The organism is Bartonella koehlerae C-29 (assembly GCF_000706625.1).
GTDB lineage: Bacteria > Pseudomonadota > Alphaproteobacteria > Rhizobiales > Rhizobiaceae > Bartonella > Bartonella koehlerae.
The window spans coordinates 340,895-362,586 of the sequence record NZ_KL407334.1 but is presented as its reverse complement, the minus strand read 5'-3'; the positions used below and the strand labels follow the sequence as shown (position 1 = coordinate 362,586).

Annotated in this window: 9 protein-coding genes; all 9 read left to right on the top strand. The window is 37.8% G+C overall.

Annotated elements, in window-relative coordinates; genetic code table 11:
* Window positions 1-1,144: 1,144 nt before the first annotated feature.
* Window positions 1,145-1,858: a sulfate transporter family protein gene (locus O9A_RS01600; protein WP_034458138.1), complete on the top strand. Its 714-nt coding sequence runs from the start codon at window positions 1,145-1,147 to the stop codon at window positions 1,856-1,858.
* 1,007 nt (window positions 1,859-2,865) lie between these two features.
* Window positions 2,866-3,786 (top strand): acetyl-CoA carboxylase, carboxyltransferase subunit beta, encoded by a 921-nt coding sequence (gene accD, locus O9A_RS01595; protein ID WP_034458136.1) that lies wholly within the window; start codon window positions 2,866-2,868, stop codon window positions 3,784-3,786.
* 3 nt (window positions 3,787-3,789) lie between these two features.
* Window positions 3,790-5,109, top strand: coding sequence for a bifunctional folylpolyglutamate synthase/dihydrofolate synthase (locus tag O9A_RS01590; protein WP_034458134.1), 1,320 nt, complete (start codon window positions 3,790-3,792; stop codon window positions 5,107-5,109).
* Between the two features lie 43 nt (window positions 5,110-5,152).
* A complete protein-coding gene (locus O9A_RS01585; RefSeq protein ID WP_034458132.1) occupies window positions 5,153-6,151 on the top strand; it encodes a complex I NDUFA9 subunit family protein in 999 nt (332 codons plus the stop codon).
* 1,558 nt (window positions 6,152-7,709) lie between these two features.
* Entirely contained in the window at window positions 7,710-9,107 is a 1,398-nt protein-coding gene (gene ahcY, locus O9A_RS01575; RefSeq protein ID WP_034458128.1) for an adenosylhomocysteinase, read from the top strand.
* A 37-nt stretch (window positions 9,108-9,144) separates the two neighbouring features.
* Window positions 9,145-11,610 carry a PAS domain-containing sensor histidine kinase gene (locus tag O9A_RS01570; protein ID WP_034458126.1) on the top strand — a complete coding sequence of 822 codons (2,466 nt, stop codon included), beginning with the start codon at window positions 9,145-9,147 and terminating at the stop codon, window positions 11,608-11,610.
* A gap of 54 nt (window positions 11,611-11,664) precedes the next feature.
* Window positions 11,665-13,146 carry a tRNA (adenosine(37)-N6)-threonylcarbamoyltransferase complex ATPase subunit type 1 TsaE gene (gene tsaE, locus O9A_RS01565; protein ID WP_034458124.1) on the top strand — a complete coding sequence of 494 codons (1,482 nt, stop codon included), beginning with the start codon at window positions 11,665-11,667 and terminating at the stop codon, window positions 13,144-13,146.
* A 1,857-nt stretch (window positions 13,147-15,003) separates the two neighbouring features.
* Window positions 15,004-18,126: a double-strand break repair protein AddB gene (addB, locus tag O9A_RS01560; RefSeq protein ID WP_034458122.1), complete on the top strand. Its 3,123-nt coding sequence runs from the start codon at window positions 15,004-15,006 to the stop codon at window positions 18,124-18,126.
* A complete protein-coding gene (gene addA, locus O9A_RS01555) occupies window positions 18,123-21,596 on the top strand; it encodes a double-strand break repair helicase AddA (protein ID WP_034458120.1) in 3,474 nt (1,157 codons plus the stop codon). The genes addB and addA overlap by 4 nt, the downstream gene beginning before the upstream one ends.
* Window positions 21,597-21,692 lie beyond the last annotated feature (96 nt).

Below are 21,692 nucleotides of genomic sequence, written 5' to 3'. Positions count from 1 at the left end.
TTTATCTTAAAAATTTTTTAGATAACTTGATATTGCTCAAAAAATACAACAGAGAATGAAATGTAATTTTATTTCATAAAATTACACAGAAATATCTGTATTACCAACTACATTAATTTAACTATAGAGCTTGCAAGAAGAGAATCTCAATGCCTTCTCTTCCAAAGGCTGGTTGCATACAAAGACGTAAAAAACTAATAAATCACTCCCAATCTCAACATAATTTACTCCTAGAATATGTTGCAATGATAATTCTAACAGTTATTATCACTGAGTCATTTTTAGCACATCTCACCCCAAAATGACGAGTATTCTAAAACAAAGAATATTGAAAGAAATTGTTCCCAAAAAACCCTCCTCACTCTTCCTTACTCTCAAAAGACAGAACATTGATAATCATGTTGCGGGTTGATCTCAGACGAGCTCGTGTTGATGGTTGCTCTTTTAAAATTATCTACAGCAATATCTCTTGAATAATGAAGATTACACATTGCCTAACGCTTCTGTTTCTCACGTTCTTAATGGGGTCGCACTCTTCACACAAAACAGAACACCATTGTGTTGCACATCCATGTGCTTGTTTTAAAGAAATACCTCTCAGCACACCCACTCACACTTTACGATGACATCTGCGAAAGGTATAATGGTAAAACCATTGTGCATCGCCAGCTTTACACTTATGAAGACGCAAGCTGGCACCGGTCATTCTCTTTGCCAACTCAAAATGTTGCGACAACTTTTGCATTGAAATAGTTTATAAAAGGCATTTTTTCTCCTTTCTTGAAGAGTTTTTACCCAAATACCAACCCCACTCATAAAATGCAAATAAATCATTTTGAGTGATTCATTATAGGAAGCTTGAAATGAGAGATTCTTACAAGATTCGAGATTCTCATTAAAATTATAAAAAGATAAATTATTATTATAAATCAATATGATTTTCTTACAATACTAAGTCCTATGTACTTTAATAGTTCTATACACAAATCTTACTATGCTGTTCCATAATTAAAGAATCCTCCTTATCTGTAAAACAATAACTTGCTCATCCATTCATCAAGTTAAAGCATGTTAAATCATATAATTTACATTCCCTCATAAACTATCTCTTGTCTTTTTATTGTTCTTTTTTTATTTATTATTTATGATTTCTACTGCTGCATATCGCGCCTTCCAGCGTCTCTTAACTTCACAATATCGCATGATGATATTGAAAGCATTAGGACTCACTTTTATTGTACTTTTCATTATATGGTTGTTTGTACGTAAACTTTTTATGTCCTATTTTGCACTTTGGATTGCTCATTTTTTTCTCGATTTATCAAATTGGAGAGGATTATTAGAACTGAGCATACTGATTATTTTTAATTTGGGTTTAGCTTTACTGATGGCTTTTTTAATTGCTCCAATTACAGCTATGATTGGAAGCTTTTTTATTGATTCTGCTGCCGAAATTATTGAAAAAGAAGATTATCCAAACCAACCTATTGGAAACGCCCTGTCACTTTGGCGGTCTTTCATTCTCTCTTTAAAATTTGTTACTTTAAGCCTTTTCGGTAATACAATCGCTTTTATTTTGTTTTTCGTTCCAGGTATTAATTTAATTGCCTTTTATGTTATTAATGGCTACTTGCTTGGCCGTGAATACTTCATGTTTGCTGCCTACCGCTTTCGATCCGAACAAGAAGCGCGTGCTTTTTTACATGTTCACTCTATGACAATTTTTGGCGCAGGGTTGTTGATCGCGTTTTTTGTTTCGATTCCACTTCTTAATTTAGCAACACCACTTTTCGCAGCAGCACTTATGACACACTTACATAAAATGCTTTCTCAAAAGACATTATACGCATCATACTAAGTCTAAGTACAATGAAACGCATTTATAAAATCTGCAACACAATAGCATTTTGTTCTTCGTGAGGAGTTTGACCCCATTTAAAGAACGCGATAAACAAAAGCGTGAGGCATTTTCTTAAATACAAGACATTGATTTACAATAATAAATCATCGTTTTCAACTTGAATTAGAACCACGAATAAGATTCTCTCATCGCAAACCATCTCATAGTGAATCACTCAAAATTCTTACTTGTATGTCACAAGCAGAGTTGGCGTATGCGTAAAAACTATTTAAAGGATTAAAAATGCTCTTTATAAACCGCCTCAATGTAAAAGCTTTCAGCAACATTGGGGGGGCAGACAAAGATAATGATGGTGCCGACTTGCGCCTTTACTAAGTGTAAAAGCGGTGTACAAGGGATTTGTCATTATACCATTCACAAACATCGTCATGAAATGGTTTTGAGTGCTTTGAGAGATGTTTTTTAAAAAAAAGCGCCTGAATCCACAAAGCGTACAAGTAAGAGTAAACATAAAACAACTTTAGTCCTTTAAAAAATCACTTACCTCCTATCACCAAAAAAATCTTGCCCCTGTCTAGCATTTCACTAACATAATGTTATCCTCTTCATTGTTTTTATGGACTATTTAGCCTTATTGATATTTATATTCATAAGGTTTTTTTGTTTCAATCTCGTATCACTGGTGTTAAGAGTTTACTGAATACTAGTTCTTTATCAGAAACAAATGGAGCATTTGTCAACAAACATAAACAATGAGACTTATCAAAACAAAAGAGCAAATCACGTGCACTCTTAAAATCACTACAGATTTTTTATGAGAAATAATTTTATGCAAATTATTATTATAATATTTAGAGATAAAAAATAGCGAGGTTCAAGCTCTACGTGTACTAAAAATATTAAGTGGTTTTGTTTATTTAGCTAGCAAAGCGAATGGATCATTCAATCTTATATTTACTTGAATTGTGCAAAAAATGTATAAAATTTAAAGAGAGGCTACAAAGATGAACTGGATTACAAATTATGTTCGTCCTAAAATCAATTCCATACTGGGACGCCGTGAAATTCCAGAAAATTTGTGGATCAAAGATCCCACTAGTGGCGAGATGATATTCCATAAAGATCTAGAAGCTAATCAATATGTAATCCCTAGTTCTGGTTATCACATGCGTATCAGTGCCAAAAATCGTCTCACACATTTTTTTGATGATGGTGTTTATACACCTCTTGAAAATCCAAAAGTTGTAACAGATCCATTGAAGTTTCGTGATGAAAAACGTTATATTGACCGGCTAAAAGATTATCGTACTAAACTTGGAGTTGATGATAATATTTTAAGTGCACACGGTACTATTGAGGGCTTACCGATTATAGCTACTGTTCAAGACTTCGCCTTTATGGGGGGATCACTTGGTATGGCTTCAGGAGAGGCAATCATCAAAGCTTTTGATACTGCCATTGCTGAAAAATGCCCGTTGGTTCTTTTTTCTGCTTCTGGCGGTGCACGCATGCAAGAAGGAACACTCTCCTTGATGCAAATGCCCCGTACAACTGTAGCTATTGAAATGCTGAAAGAAGTAAAACTTCCCTACATTGTAGTTCTTACCAATCCAACTACCGGTGGAGTTACTGCTTCTTACGCCATGCTTGGCGATATTCACATTGCCGAACCTGGTGCGATGATTGGTTTTGCCGGACCACGTGTGATTCAACAAACCATACGCGAAACCTTACCAGAGGGTTTTCAAAGTAGTGAATATCTGCTCAAACATGGCATGATTGATATGGTTGTATCACGTTTAGAAATGAAAACTACCATTGCACGACTTTTACGTTTGATGATGAAATATCCCCCTTTTGTTAATCCTTCCAATCCATCTTCAACCAATTTTCAAGCATCGTTTTCTAAAGCAAAAGTTGCTTAAACTATGAAAAAACAAAACGTGCAAAGGATAGTAGATAGTTTACTGAAAAACTATTCAAAAAAATTCGATCTTTCTTTAGAACGTATTTTTCGTCTTTTAGAAAAGCTTGATAATCCGCATTTAAAGCTTGCACCTGTTATTCATATTGCTGGAACAAATGGCAAAGGATCCGCTTCAGCTATTTGTCGCGCTCTTTTAGAAAGCGCCGGCTACTGCGTTCATGTCTACAGCTCACCTCATTTGGTTAATTGGAATGAACGCTGCCGAATCGGTCAAAAAGGAAGCGGAAAACTTGTCACAGAAGAACAATTGGCTGAAACAATTCAGCAAATTGTAAAAGCGAATGGTCAAGAATTAATTACTGTTTTTGAAATTTTTACCGCAGCTGCCTTTATACTGTTTAGCACACATCCAGCTGATGTCGTGATTTTAGAGGTTGGCTTAGGAGGACGTTTTGATGCTACAAATGTGATTAAAAAGCCAGCTGTATCCCTTATTATGCCCATTGACTATGATCATGAGACTTTTCTTGGAAACACAATTGCACAAATCGCTTTTCAAAAAGGGGGAATTATCAAATCGGAAGTTCCCGTAGTTATCAGTAAGCAAGATCATGATGAAACTCTCTCTACTTTAATCACCCTTGCTGATAAAAATAAAGCACCTTATTCCTTGTTTGATCAAGATTATCAAAGCTATACAAAATACGGACGTATGGTCTTTCAAAATAATCAAGGTCTCATGGATCTTCCATTGCCTAACCTGATTGGAGCACACCAAATTGTCAATGCCAGTGCTTCCCTTGAAGCAGTTTATCAAGCAGGTTTTCGACTTTCAGAACAATCAATAAGGCACGCGCTGCAAAATATTTACTGGCCAGCGCGAATGCAGCATCTTACCTATGGAAATTTGGTTGATCAAATGTCTCCCGGTATTGATCTATGGTTAGATGGTGGTCACAATCCCGCTGCTGCAAAAATTGTTGCGGCAGAACTTACGAAATGGAAACAAAAATCAAACCGTCCTATTTTCATGGTTGTTGGTATGCTCAATACAAAGGATGCTGTCGGTTATTTTCGTCCTTTAGAAAACCTTGTCGATACAGTTTATACGATTCCGTTGATCAATAACAACGCGGGTATTTGTCCAACGATTTTAGCTGAATCAGCGCGAAAAGCAGGACTCCTTGCCAACCCGCAAACCCATTTCCAAGAGGCCTTACAGAAAATTAACGCACAGCATACAGAGGCAATTGTCCTGATAGGCGGGTCTCTTTACCTTGCCGGTGATATTTTACATGACAATAAAACACCACCATGTTAGAAATTAACTATTCATAGAGCTTTGAAAGATAGACCTTTTGATCATGCAACTTGATTATGCACTTTATCAACATCCTAAACTTATTACCGTTTTCGGCGGCTCTGGTTTCGTAGGACGATATGTCGTTGACGCTTTAACTAAACGTGGTTATCGGGTTCGTATTGCCGTCCGTTTTCCACAAAAAGCTTATTATATGCTCCAAATAGGAGAAGTAGGACAAACCCAAATGCTTAAAGTTGATGTCAAGCATCGTGCTTCTGTTGCACGGGCATTGCTAGGTGCAGATGGCGCAGTGTTTCTTCCTGGTAGCTTAGCACAAGCAGATCAACCAAACTTTCAAAAAACACAAATTGAAGGTGCACAAAATGTTTCCGAATTAACAGCAGAAGCCAGTATCCCTCTCATTTACATGTCAACGCTTGTCGCCAATCAAAATGCTTCTTTTTTGTATACACGCATTAAATCTATGAGTGAAAAAATCATTCATAAAGAGCATCCTCAAGCAATTATTGTACGCCCATCCATTATCTTTGGACCAGAGGACTGTTTCTTTAATGGCTTGGCAAACTTATTACGTTTTCTACCGATCATGCCTCTTTTTGGTGGAGGGCAAAGCAAATTACAGCCTGTATATGTTGGTGATATCGCTGAATTTATGGTACGCGCTTTAGAAGGACAAGCTATCTCTGGAAAAAGCTATGATCTTGGGGGGCCGCAAATTATCACATTTCAAAATGCTCTTGAATATATATTGAAAATCATTCACCGCAAAAAAATAATTCTCTCTATGCCTCTTTCTGCTGGTTTATTGATTGGAGGCCTTTTAGGAACTATTGGTAAATTGCCTCTTGTGCCAACATTGGTAACAGCGGATCAAATACGCTTTTTGCAAATAGATAACGTTGTTTCTCAAGAAGCTATAGAAAATGGTTACACTTTAGAAGGAGTAGGAATTCGCCCTAAAGCAATGGCGGCACTCTTGCCAAGCTATCTCTGGCGATTTCGTCCTCACGGTCAATTTTCCCAAAATTTACCAGCTTAGCACATATTTTCCCAGCAGCTTGTATCTGTACAGCCTGTGCAGCGCATTCTTTCAATCAGAAAACACTTAAAGCAGAGACCAACCCTCCTATAAAAGAGGTTTTGTATCAGACTATTAGCATCTGAAATGCTTAAATTTATTGAAAAAGCTTTCGATAAATGGTGATTTTATAAAGATGTTCACCGTTATTTTGCGTGGTTTTCTTAGTTAAAGTAGGAAGAAAAAACACAGATGCAATTTTGCCACTTTACCCTCTTTCTACGTATTTCTGAAGCATAACCATAACTTTTATCAGCAATAGTTTGTGTATTCTTATTTCTATCAATAAAGTGAAGTATTTGGATAATAGTATTCCAGTTCCATGTCATTAAGAGACAACGCAAAGCTTGGCTCAAGACATCTATATCATAGTATAACTCTTTGAAGCCAAATCTTGGCTTGACTTTTTGCCAACGCGGCTCTCTTAGTTGTCTTATTCTCCTAAAACCCACCGTGAAATTTATAGTTCGTAGTATGAGAGTACACTTAGACAAAGAGGGCATAAATCCTCACAACTGTATCATGTCAATATATTGATTTATAAAGGTAATTCATCATTTTTTCTATGTTGAATGAAAACCAGAATATCCTAAGATTTTCTCATTTTAAACTCTTTCATAGTGAATCACTCAAAATCATCTACTTGCACATCACAAGCATGATTAATTTTCAAGAAAAGAATAAAAATGCTCCTTATAAACCGTCTCAATACAAAGGCTGACGCAACATTTTAAGCTGGCAAAGAGAATGATAGTGCCAACTTGCATCTTTATAAACGTAAAAATGGTAAAGCCAATGGCTAAACCACAGAGCTGGTTATAAGAGAGAACTCTTGACATTGCGTTTTCGTTTTTAAAATAAAATGAACGTCTTCAATAAAACGATGAGGAAAGTTTTCAATGTCCCATGCATCTGAAAAACTTATCAATCCATACATAAATCTTTTCCCAATCCCTGCATTTTATTGATGAAATGTTTCCCTTTGATAAATCGCCTTTTTTACAAATGAACCGCTCCTCCTATGCCACCTTTACCTTTAGTCTCAAATTTTAACCTAAGAGACAAAAGCTAGTGTATCTTCCTTTTTATCGAATTCATTTCCTATTTATAAAAGAAAAAGAGTAAGCGTATTGATGAAATTTATCTGTCTGGCTTTTTTGCAACGTGCGGAAGCAAATAAAGGCATCCTATCTCATCCCAAGACAAAAGAAGAGAATTTTTTTCCAAACAAACCCAAAAATGCGGAATTTTATAACAAAATTCTCTTTGTCACCTTACTTTGCTCTTTGTTTAAAAAACAGCAAATGTCGATAACCTTTTTTCACGCAATAGAAATTCTCATAAAATCCTTTTTACCCTCTCAGGAATATCCTCACTCACTTGTAAATACATGTCTGTGGCAAAGATTTAGGGGAAATAGCATAAAGACTTTTTCCTAGAAAGAAGTGTTCCTATTAGCTTGCATTTTTTTTGAATTTCTCCTACCGTTTTGAGAAAACTGATTGTAAAGGAATAAAGAATGACAGCTCAGGATTATGTTGTCAAAGATATCACACTTGCTGCTTATGGTCGTAAAGAACTTGATATTGCTGAAACGGAAATGCCCGGTTTGATAGCTTGTCGTGAGGAGTTTTCTTCCAGCCAACCTTTGCGTGGAGCACGTATTTCTGGTTCATTGCACATGACCATTCAAACAGCTGTTTTGATTGAAACGCTGAAAGCTATTGGAGCCGATGTCCGGTGGAGTTCTAGCAATATTTTTTCTACGCAAGATCACGCCGCAGCAGCTATTGCAGCTACTGGTACCCCTGTTTTTGCAGTTAAAGGTGAAACGCTTGAAGAATATTGGACTTACATAGATGCTATTTTCCAATGGCCCGATGGTAATCCCTCCAATCTTATCTTAGATGATGGAGCAGATGCTACACACTATATTTTGATGGGAAGCCATGCGGAAGCAAATAAAGATATTCTGTCTCATCCCAAGACAGAAGAAGAAGAACTTTTCTTCAAACAAATCCAAAGGCGTATGGAAGCTACACCAGGGTTTTTCACACACCAGAGAGCAGCAATCAAAGGTGTAAGTGAAGAAACCACAACGGGTGTACATCGTCTTCATCAATTACAAAAGGAAGGGCTTTTGCCTTTTCCTGCTATTAATATCAATGATAGCGTCACTAAATCAAAATTTGATAATAAATATGGATGTAAAGAATCATTAGTAGACGGTATCCGACGCGCAACAGATGTTATGATCGCTGGTAAAACAGCTATTGTTTGTGGTTATGGTAATGTGGGTAAAGGCTCTGCAGCTTCTCTTTCAGGTGCTGGAGCTCGTGTTAAAGTAACAGAAATTGACCCTATTTGTGCCCTTCAAGCCGCTATGGACGGCTATGAAATTGTTAATTTAGATGATGCAGTCTCTAGTGCTGATATTATTATCACAACAACGGGCAATAAAGATATTGTCCGTTTAGATCATATGCAGCAGGCAAAAGATATGTGTATTCTTGGAAATATTGGCCATTTTGATAATGAAATCCAAGTTGCAGCTCTGCGAAATTTACCATGGACGAACATTAAACCACAAGTCGATATGATCACCTTTCCCGATGGAAAACGCATCATTTTGCTCTCCGAAGGACGTTTACTTAATCTCGGTAATGCCACGGGACACCCTTCTTTTGTTATGTCGACCTCATTTACCAACCAAATTTTAGCGCAAATTGAACTCTTTACCCGTTCAGAATACTACAAAAATGAAGTGACTGTTTTGCCAAAACACCTTGATGAAAAAGTTGCCCGCCTTCACCTTGACCGGCTAGGAATAAAATTAACCGTTTTATCACAAGAACAAGCTGCCTATATTGGAGTTACTCCACAAGGACCTTATAAACCAAATCATTATCGTTATTAAATGTTTCCCTGGGTTAAAAGAAAAAGGAAAACGTATCGTGCTCAGCTTTGGTGACTATAACTCCAAAGAAAAAGCTCAAAAAATGACCCGAATCTGTACTCGTATTTTTTGCTTTCTTTTTCTTTTTTCTCCAACATGTGCTGCTGCTCAGTCATTGGAAACATATCTACCATTTACCTTCACTTTGCCAGATGGTCGATGGCTTCTTTTAGCGCTCTGCGGAGGAATCTCTTGTGCCTCGCTTCTCACGTGTATGACAGTTATTATGCATGCGAAAAAAATTTCACAAAAGCCTCTGCAGATATTTCAAACAAATTTTTCTGAAAAACTTAAATATTATGAATGGCTTCTGGAAAAAACCGGGCAATATCTTCTTATTTGGGAAAACCCAACGGCTTTACCTCGTGTGGTTGGGAACATTCCAACATTACAAAAAATGGGAATTCATCAGCAAGATTTTCAGCGTTTCGAATTCTGGCTTGAAGAAAATTCCCTGCGGGAACTTGATTACGCATTAACGCAATTGCGTTACAAGTCTCATCCTTTTGAACTTTCTCTCTCCACCAAGAATAATATACTGTTACATGTTACAGGAGTTATCGCTGGAACAGCAGCCATTGCACGCTTTCAAGATATCTCAAGACAGCAGAGCGAAAATGCCCGTTTACAAAAAAGTATTACAAGAATCCTCACCGAGCTGAGAATGCAGCGTAACCTTCTTGATATTATTCAAGAACCAGTATGGATAAAAGACTGTGAAGGAAAAATTTGTTTTATCAACCGTGCCTTTAGAGAAATAACAGGCTTTCGAGAAGGTAGTAACGAAGTTGTTGATCTTTTCAATGAAACAACACAAAACAAAACAGATGAAACAGAAACCATTTTTCAAGAGCACGTTCATACGGTCCTTGATGGAGAACGGCACCATTTTCATCTCACACGGATTACAACAGCTGAAGGAATGGCAGCTTTTGCGCGTGATGATAGTGCATATGAAAATCTTTCCAATGAACTAAGACGTGTTCTTCAAAGCCATTGTGAAACACTTGACCAAATTTCAACAGCTGTAGCTGTTTTCGATGGCAATCAAAAATTGAAATTCTGCAACCATGCTTTTAAAGTTTTATGGCCCCTGGAAAATTCTTTTCTAGAAAGTGAACCAAGCCATACATTGCTTCTTGAACGTTTGCGTGAAAAAGGACTCATTGGTGAACATCCGGATTGGCGTACATGGAAAGAAGAACTTTTTAAAGTTTACCGGCAAACGGAATCAAATCAACAAATCTGGAATCTTCCAGATGGGCGCACAGTGCATGTCATTTCTAATCCTAACCCACAAGGAGGGGTCACTTGGCTTTACGAAAATCTCACAGAAAAAATTGATCTTGAACGGCGCTATAATACACTTATTAAAATACAAGGCGAAACGCTTGATAAACTTTCAGAAGGAGTAGTGGTTTTTGGCACTGATGGGCGCCTTCGTTTATCGAATCCTGCTTTATCAAAATTATGGTCGCTACCCTATAATTTACTGGTAGAAGGCACCCATATTACACAATTACAAAGTCATTGTTCACCCCTAACTTTGAGACAAGAGTGGGACCGATTTACAAAATTTATTACCGGTTTTGCTGAAAAACGGGATACATATTCAGGTCGTATGGACCTTAAAAATGGCATGATCATTGATTACACATTGGCCCCACTTCCTAATGGAGAGACCATGCTTACTTTCGTGAATGTTACAGATACTGTCCATGTCGCGCGCGCTCTTCAAGAGAAAAATGAAGCCTTGGAAAGTGCTGATCGTTTACGGAATGAATTTGTTCAACATGTTTCTTATGAATTGCGTACACCCCTCACCAATATTATTGGATTTTCCGATATTTTACACGATCAAATTTTCGGTCCTATCAATGAACGCCAACAGGAATATCTTGGACATATTCATTCAGAATCAAGCACTCTTTTGAATATTGTGAATGATATTCTTGACCTTGCAACCCTTGATGCTGGTATTATGGAGCTGGACATAAAATCGGTTAATATTGCCGATGCTATGGTGCAAGCAGTAGCGCGTGTGGAAGAGCGTCTTAACGGACGCCATATTACGCTTTTACAACAAATTTCTCCTTCCCTAAATTTTATTTCTGCAGATGCAACACGTTTGCACCAAATCTTTGTGAATGTCCTCAGTAATGCTATTAATTTTGCAACGGAAGCAAGCACCATTGAATTTTGTGCTGAAGAAAAAAATGATGACATTGTTTTCAGTGTTCACAATGAAGGATCTGATATTCCAGAAGATATCCTTGATCGCATTTTTAAACGTTTTTCTTCCCATTCACATCATGGTGGGCGTGCAGGTGCAGGTCTTGGTCTTTCTCTTGTCAAAAGCTTCGTTGAACTCCACGGAGGGCGCGTTGAAATTCTCACCGGTACAGGACAAGGAACAACAATTAAATGTTTCTTTCCAATTCCCAAAGGAGATAAGGTTTTTTAATCTCATCCTTTATTATGATAAAAACTTTTTCTCACTCACTTTATGGAAATCTTAATGAATTTTAGTTTTTTTCTTGAAAATGAAGAAGCAACCAAGCTTTTTGCGCAAGATTTAGCTCTCGCTTTAAAACCTGGCGATCTTGTAACGCTGCAAGGTGATCTTGGAACAGGAAAATCAACCATCGCACGAACAATCATCCATACACTTGCCAACAACACGACTCTGGATGTTCCAAGTCCTACTTTTACTCTTGCTCAAAGCTATCAACTCGCGCAATTTGAAATTATTCATGCTGACCTTTATCGTCTTTCTACCAAAGAAGAAATTGATGAATTAGGACTTCACGAAGCACGTCAGCAAAGTATTTTACTCGTAGAATGGCCAGAAAAAAGTGCAAATCTTTTAGGGCAGGTTACTTTTGCACTCACTTTACAATATGAAGGTTATGGGCGTTGTGTAACTCTTACATCAGCGCAATATTCTCTTGAGCGTCTACAACGGTCCTTTGAAATTCGTAGTTTTTTAACAACTCATGGACGTGGTCACGTTTATCGTCATCTTTTGGCTGCTGACGCTTCTGCACGCACCTATGAACTTTTGCATGATGGGCAACATCAAGAAATTCTTATGGATGCGCCAACCATGCAGAGGAAACAAAACACAGATTCTTCTTATGTAAGAATGGCACAACTTGCAAAAGATATTCGTCAATTTGTCGGGATTAATCAACTTATTTTAGACAATGGATTTTCTGCTCCTCATATCTTTATCGAAGATTTTGAAAAAGGTCTTTTAATTCTAGAAGATTTAGGACGTGAAGGACTTTTAGATCACAATGGTAATCCTTTAGAAGAGCGTTACATAGCCTGTAGCGAATTGCTCGCTTCCTTCCACCAAAAGTCATGGCCTTGCAAAAAGCAATTTGCAACATTTTTGCTGCAAATTCCTCCCTATGATTGCCAAACATTACAATCAGAGCTTTCCTTATTGCTAGACTGGTATGTGCCATTTCAAACACAAAAAAACATAGATCAACAACAGCGCAAAGCTTTTTTCACCTGTTGGCAGCCCTATCTCGATAGCCTTACCCAAGGAGAAAATACCTTTGTTATGCGTGATTATCATTCACCCAATATTCTTTGGCGCGCGCAGAAAGAAGGATTTGCCCGCATTGGTCTGATTGATTTTCAAGATGGCTTAATAGGTCCAACAGCCTATGATCTCGTTTCTTTAGCACAAGATGCACGTGTGTTTATTTCTCCAACACGCGAAGCAAAAATTTTCGACGCCTATTGCAATGCACGTCACCAAGCGCCAAGACTTTTTAAGGAAAGTGAATTTCGTAAACTTTATGCATTTGCAGGCACCCAACGAGCATCGAAAATTTTAGGGATTTTTATACGTCTCCACCAGCGCGACGGAAAGCCATCTTACCTTAAACATCTCCCCCATGTGCAAGATTATCTTGCCCGCAATCTTTCACACCCAATGCTTGCGCCTTTACAAAGTTTTTATCAAGAAATGGGGCTCCTTTAGAAAAATATCTCTTAATAATCATAAGCCCATTTCACAATAGCGTTTGTGAAAGATATAACGGTAAAGCCATTGTACACCACCTTCTTTACACTTATGAAAATGCATGTCGGCATCGTCATTTTCTTTGCAAACTGCAAAATATTTTTGCAACAGCTCTTGCACTGAGATGGTTCATAAGGGGCATTTTTATTCTTTTTTATAGTTTTTTACCCATACACTCACCCCGCTTTTAACGTGCAAGCAAATGATTTTGAGTGATTCACTATAATAGAGTTTGAGATGTAGGAATCTTATAAAATGCAGAGCTCTCATTCATGCAAAAAACAATGAATTATCATTATCAATCAAATATGATGCCTTTCAAAAGCACAATAGATAACTTCATCGTTAACTTTTGCAAAAAATTCTCCACTAAAGCAATTCATTTTCGCTACACAACTGAGATGCTGTGCATTAAATTAAGGTGTGAGAAAAAAGGTGGTGTGACTGGTAACGTTCCATTTGTCAAAAAGTCGATGAGTTATCGGAGAAATGCATTTCGTTAATAAAGTGTAGAGATTAGCAAAAGATTTATCGTTTATGGAAGAAAACTTCTGGAATGTGCATGAGGATTAAAAATCTTACATGTTCTTTTGTTGAAGACGTTCACGTCGTCTTATAAAATAAAACTCAGGGATGAGCCCTTTTCCTTACCTTCAGGCAAAAAGTGTATCATCCATGTAACAGTCATCCCCTCGATAAATATTGTGTATCCTGGTATCGAAGGGTATCTCACATCGGTTGTGGCAATCCTTTGCTAAGCACAATGAATTATAATGAGTAAATCTGTGAAGATCAATGTCTCCCTTGTCCAAGTTCATCTCTTTACTTGCAAAAGATATAGATTGCGCGGCGGAATATAAAGAAGATCAAAATGAGAGGAAAGTCTTAACAAGAAGCAGTGTGAAGATTTACGTTGTTTTCTTAACGACAGAAAACTATAATAATGTTATTTAAGCAGCTCAGCTATTTTGCAAGGGATGAAAATACTCAAATTATTACTAATAAAGGTTATACTTCAGAACTAAAACGTAAAAGGGTGAGGAAACAAAATGGTACCTTTGCTCTTTCTGTCTGCTCAAACAAGCAAACCACGCAAAACGATGGTGAGCATCTTTACAAAGAACATCACCTTTTCACAGATTTCTTTAATGAACGCAACTTCTTTAAATGTATTTTCTAACAATCTGATAAATAAAGAACTTCTTTTATAAAATTGTTGGTCTAGGTTTCAATCGTCCTTTCGATTAGGGAATGAAGTGTACATAATCTAGAGAACGCGTATATATCTTGTTGTATTTGTTTTTCTTAAATCTTTGATGAGAATTAATCAATATTCTTTGCAAAACTGGCTATTTAAGTCTCGCAATGTTATGGAACGCTTTTTTTTGCAAACGACGCCTTATGTAACGAGCATTTTCATCTTACACAGTATAAACAGTAGCATAAAGTCCTTGTTTAATCCGTTCACTCACTGCCAATATAATTTGCCTTTGAAAATTTAAGAGTTGCTCCTTACATTGCCTGTCCAAACTCAATAATGAACTGAAACCAGTTCTTGGTTAAACAGTATCAGAGAATCTCTTTATATTTTTGCACGATAACTCAATTCATATAAAGTTATTCCAACAATTATTTTCTTAGGACTTGAGATAGCGTTGGGCATGTGTTTCAATGTTTTTTCATAAGTTAAAGTCAGAAATCTCCTGTCCAGATGCAGCTTTTCAATTTTGTTCGCTCATAAAAATTATATACAGTAAGGATGATGCAAATTAATCAATAAGATAGAGTTTTTCCATACAGCTCAAATGAGATCATATGACCTATAAACCACGTGTCTTTTCTATTTCTTCGGGAACTGCCTTTTTACCGCATTTTGTTGATGCATTGCTCTCTAGTGATCTTATTGATGACTTTGCACCAAATGGCGATATTCAAACGGCCCTTGTGGATACCCTTATTTATGTGCCAACACGTCGTGCTGCTCGGGCTTTACGTACGACCTTTGTTGAAAGAAGCGACACAAAATCAACCTTCTTGCCAACCATTCGTGCTCTGGGAGATGTGGACGAGCATAGCTTCCTTTTTGGTGAAAATCATAACAACATTCTCAATCCTCCCATTGAAGAAAGTGAACGCCTTCTGCTTTTAGCGCGTCTCATTCGTCCTTGGCGCGAAAATTTACCTGATCACTTGCGCTCTATGTTTGGTACAGAAGACGTGCTTATTCCTGCTCATACTGCTGATGCAATTTGGCTTGCTCAAAATTTAGCACAGTTGATGGATGAAATGGAAACAGAAGCTGCAGACTGGTCAAAACTTAAAGAAATTGCCCCAGATATGATCGCTGAATGGTGGCAAATAACGCTCGATTTCCTCACCATTGTTACACAAAACTGGCCGCAAATCTTAAAAGAAAAACAACGAAGTAATCCAGCTGAATGGCGTAATCAAGCACTTAAAATGCATGCTGAGACTTTATGGCGAACACAACCTAACAAACCTATACTTGCAGCTGGTGTATCAGGTTCTATTCCCGCAGTCTCTAATCTTTTAAAGGTCATTGCTTCTCTGCCAAAAGGAGCTGTTGTTCTTGCTGGATTTGATCTTCATATGGATGAAGAACAATGGGAGGCTTTAGGTACAATCAAAGAAGAAAAAACAACTTGTAATGTTTTTGATCATGCAGCGAATGCTTTTAGCCATCCTCAATATCATTTCAAAAAACTTCTCTCTCTCATGGAATGTCACCGCATTCATGTGCGCGAAATTGGTCAACAAAGCGCAATAAAGAAAAGGCGTATGGCTCTTTTATCAGAAGCGCTGCGACCAGCCTCTACAACAGAGCGCTGGGTACGAATTGTCCGCGATGATTATGAAAACCTTTGTGAAAATTGGTCATTCATTGAAGCTATAAACGAGCGTGAAGAAGCGCTTGCCATTGCTGTTGCTTTACGCAATGCTATTGAAGAACCTCAAAAAACTGCAGCTCTCATTACAAATGACCGTAATCTAGCACGCCGTGTTGCAGCTGAATTAAAGCGTTTTGGAATTGAAGCGAATGATTCTGGCGGAATACCACTTGCACAAACACTTCCTGCAACCTTGTTACGGCTCCTTTTAGAAAATGTATTTCAGCCTGGTGATCCAATTGCTTTTCTTTCCCTTCTCAAACATCCATTCACAACACTAGGACAAAACCGTCATCGCTTACGCGAAATGGCAGAAAATTTTGAACTCTTTGTTCTTCGAGGAAATGCGGGCTGTATTAATCTTTGTGAATGTGACAAATTTCTTGAAAAGTGGATAGATATATATTCCCATAATATTTCTGAAACTGACGTTCTTGATCAACAAAACTGTGAAGAAGCACGTCTGCTTTGTCATTTTTTAGTCAAAGCCATCGAACCTTTAGCATCTCTTATGAAACAAGAAAAGGAATGTACCGTCAATGAAGCCGTGGTAGCAACAGTTGAAGTATTTGAAAACTTTGGGCGTGATGAAAATAATTCTCTTGCGCATCTTTATCAACATGAAGCAGGACAAACTCTCTTAACTTTTTTGCGTGAATTGGTGAATGATCAATCAGGACTAAAATTTCAACTTTGTGAATGGCTCGCTATATTTTCAGCCCTTATAGCAACCCGTTCCGTTACACCTTCTCCCGGAGGACACCCGCGTTTGTTCATTTGGGGAACCTTAGAATCACGTTTGCAAACCGTTGATACCGTGGTTATTGGTGGTCTTAATGAAGGATCATGGCCTATTACAACCCGTCATGATGCTTTTTTATCACGACCAATGAAAATCATGTTAACTCTTGAACCACCAGAAAAGCGTATTGGCCTTTCTGCCCATGACTTTCAATGGGCTATGGGAATGAATAAAGTGGTGATGAGCCGAGCACTACGGGTTAATCATGCTCCTTCACTTCCTTCACGCTGGTTACAGCGCTTAGAAACAGTTATAGGAAAACAGGTTTGGAAACAAATCCGCGCACGAGGTGAAATATTTCTTCATTGGACAAAAATGCTTGATCATACAAATATCACTGCCGGTGTGAAACGTCCTTGCCCTGTACCACCCCTTGATACACGTCCTCGCCATTTTTCCGTCACTGAAATCGCAACGTTGCGCTATGACCCTTATGCTATTTATGCCAAAAAAATCTTGCGGCTTAAACCGCTTAAAGCCCTCATCCATAACCCTGGTGCTTCTGAACGTGGAATACTATATCACGCTATTTTTGCTGCTTTTTGTACAAAAGTAAAAAATCCAAATTCTGCGAATGTCCTCGATGTACTTCTCAATATCGGGTGTAAAGAATTTGATAAATTCAATTTGCCACCCGATATTGAAGCAATCTGGTGGAACAATTTTGAAAATCTTGCTCCATTTTTTCTCCAATGGGAACAAAGTTTAGGGCCTCGAGAACGATATGCCGAAGTGGTATCGCAAAAAATACCTATAGGTACTACAGGTGTAACTCTTTCGGGACGTGCTGATCGCATTGATGTATTGCCAGGAAAAATGGTTGAAATTATCGATTTTAAAACCAGCACCCCTCCTTCATCAAAACAAGTGCGCGATTTATTATTTCCACAATTGGCATTGGAAGCAGCTTTACTTATGCAAGGTGCTTTTACAGATTTTCAAGATTTTACTCCTGTAAATCTGTCTTACATCGCTCTCAATGGAAAAGGTAAAATCATTCCCCAATCAATTTTTTTAAAGAAAGACACAAAAGATCATCAAAGCGCCATTGATCTTGGTGAAAAAGCATGGGAACATCTTATCGCATTAATGGATTATTATCAAAATCCACAACAGGGTTATCTTTCACACGCCGTCCCCATAACAAAACGATATGAAGGTGATTATGACCATTTGGCACGCTTATGGGAATGGTCAAGCGGTTTTCAGAAAGCAGATCAATCATGACTCTTTTTTCTATTCCTGAAGCAGCCCTTGATGCACAAGCAAAGGCAACACATCCAAAAACAAATGTATGGGTTTCTGCAAATGCAGGATCTGGAAAAACCCACGTTTTAAGCGAACGCGTTATTCGTTTGCTTTTAAATGGTACCCCTCCAGCACGTATTTTATGCCTTACTTATACAAAAGCCGCCGCCGCCGTTATGCAATCACGAATTTTTCGCACACTTTCCAGTTGGAATGAACTGGAAGATACACAGTTGCAACAAACTTTATCGCAAATTGAAAATAAACCCATCAATGCACAAAAACTAACCTATGCGCGTCAACTCTTTGCTCGTGCCCTCGAAACTCCAGGAGGCTTAAAAATCCAAACGATTCACGCATTTTGTGAATCTCTCTTGCATCACTTTATGCTAGAAGCCAATATTGCTGGACATTTCGAACTGATAGACGATATTAATCGAAAAAAATTATTACAAGAAGCACGTCGCCAGCTTTTGGAACATAAAGATGCACAGCCTGCTTTAAAACAGCTGCTTAAAGTTATCCGTGAGCACACTTTTAACCAATTGCTGTACGAAGCAACTGAAAAACAACATCAACTGTCTGATTTCTTGACCTCTATTCTTTCTGAAAACGGAGAAGAAAAATTGCGTGCGCTTTTTCAGTTAGCGCCTGGTGAAACAAATGAACAGTTGTTAGAAAAAATTCAACAGACTGCTCGTCTGCCTCTTTATGTACTTACCCATTGTCAAATCTATGGCAATAAGAGCCTCAAAGAAATGATCACGAAATTTTCTCAATTAGAAGAGGCTTGTGATGAAGAAAACATTATCAATATTATTTACGATATTTATTTTAAAACGAAAGGCAAACCCCGTAATTTTTCGCGTTTATCTTGTAAAAAATCAGATGAAATTTGGCCTTTTATTCAACAAATGATTGAAAATAAACAAAGCGAGCTTTCTGTTCTTTTAGAAAAATATCAATACACAAAAATTGCTACACTTAATAAGGCTGCTTTTCAGCTTTGTGCCATATATCTTAAAATCACTGCAAATCTCAAAAAAGCTAATGGATTTTTAGATTTTAATGATCTTATTGAACGCACACTCCATTTGTTAAAACGTCAAGGTGCAAGTCTATGGGTGCACTATAAACTTGACAGTGGTCTTGATCATATTTTGCTTGATGAAGCGCAAGATACCAACCCTGAGCAATGGCAAATTATTCAACTTTTGGCGCAAGAATTTTTTACAGGTCATAGTCAATGTACAAATATACGCACTCTTTTTGCTGTTGGAGATGAAAAACAATCCATTTATTCTTTTCAAGGTGCTGCCCCGGAAAATTTTGCTGAAAACGGACGAATGATTCAAAAAAAAGTACAGCAGGTGAATCAGAAATTTGAAAAAATACAACTCAATTATTCTTTTCGCTCTACAGCTGATGTCCTTAAAAGCGTTGATCTCGTCTTTGAAACACCCGAAAATTATAAAGGGCTTTCAGCAGAAAATACAAAGACAGTGCACGAAGCTATTCGTGTTCATAGCCCAGGAGAGGTTATTTTATGGGATGCCATTTCCAAAGAAAAAAGTGAATTTCCTGATGAGTGGCATTTAAGCGTTGATCATTTAGACACACCTGAAACACGTTTGGCAGAAAAAATTGCTGAAACCATTGCCAACTGGTTACACAACGGAGAAATGCTTCCAGCAAAAGGACGCCTCATGCGTGCCAGCGACATTATGGTCTTGGTGCGTAAACGTGATCACTTTGTTTCTGCCCTTTCTCGTGCCCTTAAATTACGCAATATTCCCATCGCTGGTGCTGATCGTTTACAACTCACCAAACATATGAGTGTGCGTGATTTAATGGCGCTGGCACGGTTTGTTTTGCAACCAAAAGATGATCTTTCTCTTGCTTGTGTTTTAAAAAGTCCACTTTTTTCGCTTAGCGAAGAGGAACTTTATCAACTTGCAGCGCACCGTACAGGCTCTCTTTGGCAAAGTCTCTGTATGCATGCCTCATCACACGCATCTTTTAGAGATGCTTTCGAAAATTTGAATCATTATCGCACTCTTGTAGATAAAATACCGGTTTTTGAATTCTACAGCTATATTTTAAATAATGATAAGGGACGACAAAAAATCCTCGGTCGCCTAGGATCTGAAGCAAATGATGTGCTTGATGTTTTTATGGATTATACACTTACTCTTCAAAAAACTGGTTTACCAGGATTGCAAGCTTTTTTGGAAACACTAAGAGCAAACGATCCAGAAATTAAACGAGAATTTGATCAAAACCATGAAGAAGTTCATATTATGACTGTGCATGCCGCAAAAGGACTAGAGGCTGCTGTTGTGTTTCTGGTTGATCCAGGAAGTGCTATTTGGCACTCTCAACATGCACCTCATTTGCTTAAAGCTCCTTCAAGTCATGCACAATGGAGAGATCAACAAGCGTTTATTTGGCGTCCCAATGAAAAATTTGATACAAAACTCTCTCAACAAGCACTGTCATATTTAAAAGAGCGCGCAGAAGAAGAATATAGACGACTTCTCTATGTAGGAATGACACGTGCTGAAGATCGATTGTTTATTTGTGGATATAGTGGTGAGAAAACCTCCTCTCATACGTGGCTACAATTAGTAAAGAAAGCTCTCAAACCGCATGCCGTTGCTATAAAAGGTCCAGCAGAAGACATTGCGGCTTGGCGCTATTGCATTACAGCTTCTCCTTCTATCCCTATAAAGCAAAAGATAGCTTGTGCTACGCGCCAAACACACCCATCTTTGCCCACTTTTTTCTCCCATAAAGTCCCAGTAGAACCAGCTCTACCAAAACCGTTGAGACCCTCTGTCGCAAGCCTTTCTATTGAAGATGATCCTGAGATTTCTTCTAATCCAAAATATCTTAGCCTCTCACCTGTCTTAGGAGAAACAAACATCAACAGAGCTTTTTCCATTGAATATGGTAATATCGTTCACCGATTGCTACAACATCTACCCAATTATCCCGTTCAAAAACGTCGAGATTACGCCCAACACTATCTCAACACAAAAGCTTCTCATTGGCAGGAAACACAACGAAAAAAAGTACTTTGTCATGTTTGGCAGATTTTAGATCATTCCTATCTTAAGCCCCTCTTCTCTGATCATTCACGTGCTGAAGTCTCTTTAATGGGTATTGTAAAAATTCGTGGAAAAGAACAAGCCATTTCCGGGCAAATTGACCGTCTCTACATCACAGAAAACAACATCATCTTTGCGGATTTTAAAACAGGAGCTCCACCTGAAAACGAGGCCGCTATCGCACCACATTACTTGTTGCAAATGGCTCTTTACCGAAAATTACTGCAAGCTATTCATCCCAACAAAGATATCCAGGCTCTTCTTGTCTACAGTAAAGAAGTAAAAGTTTTTAAACTTCCTCCAGAAAAACTCGATGCGCTTCTTGATGAAATTTCTTGATAAAGCTGAGAAAAGCTTTTTCTATTTATCTTTGCAATAACTTGATATGAAGCGTTATCGTACCAATTTATAGAAGTGAATATAAAGGATAAATCA

Coding starts and splice junctions, on each gene's coding strand:
- O9A_RS01600 (WP_034458138.1), top strand. CDS start 1,145: ATGATTTCTACTGCTGCATATCGCGCCTTCCAGCGTCTCTTAACTTCA.
- accD (WP_034458136.1), top strand. CDS start 2,866: ATGAACTGGATTACAAATTATGTTCGTCCTAAAATCAATTCCATACTG.
- O9A_RS01590 (WP_034458134.1), top strand. CDS start 3,790: ATGAAAAAACAAAACGTGCAAAGGATAGTAGATAGTTTACTGAAAAAC.
- O9A_RS01585 (WP_034458132.1), top strand. CDS start 5,153: ATGCAACTTGATTATGCACTTTATCAACATCCTAAACTTATTACCGTT.
- ahcY (WP_034458128.1), top strand. CDS start 7,710: ATGACAGCTCAGGATTATGTTGTCAAAGATATCACACTTGCTGCTTAT.
- tsaE (WP_034458124.1), top strand. CDS start 11,665: ATGAATTTTAGTTTTTTTCTTGAAAATGAAGAAGCAACCAAGCTTTTT.
- addB (WP_034458122.1), top strand. CDS start 15,004: ATGACCTATAAACCACGTGTCTTTTCTATTTCTTCGGGAACTGCCTTT.
- addA (WP_034458120.1), top strand. CDS start 18,123: ATGACTCTTTTTTCTATTCCTGAAGCAGCCCTTGATGCACAAGCAAAG.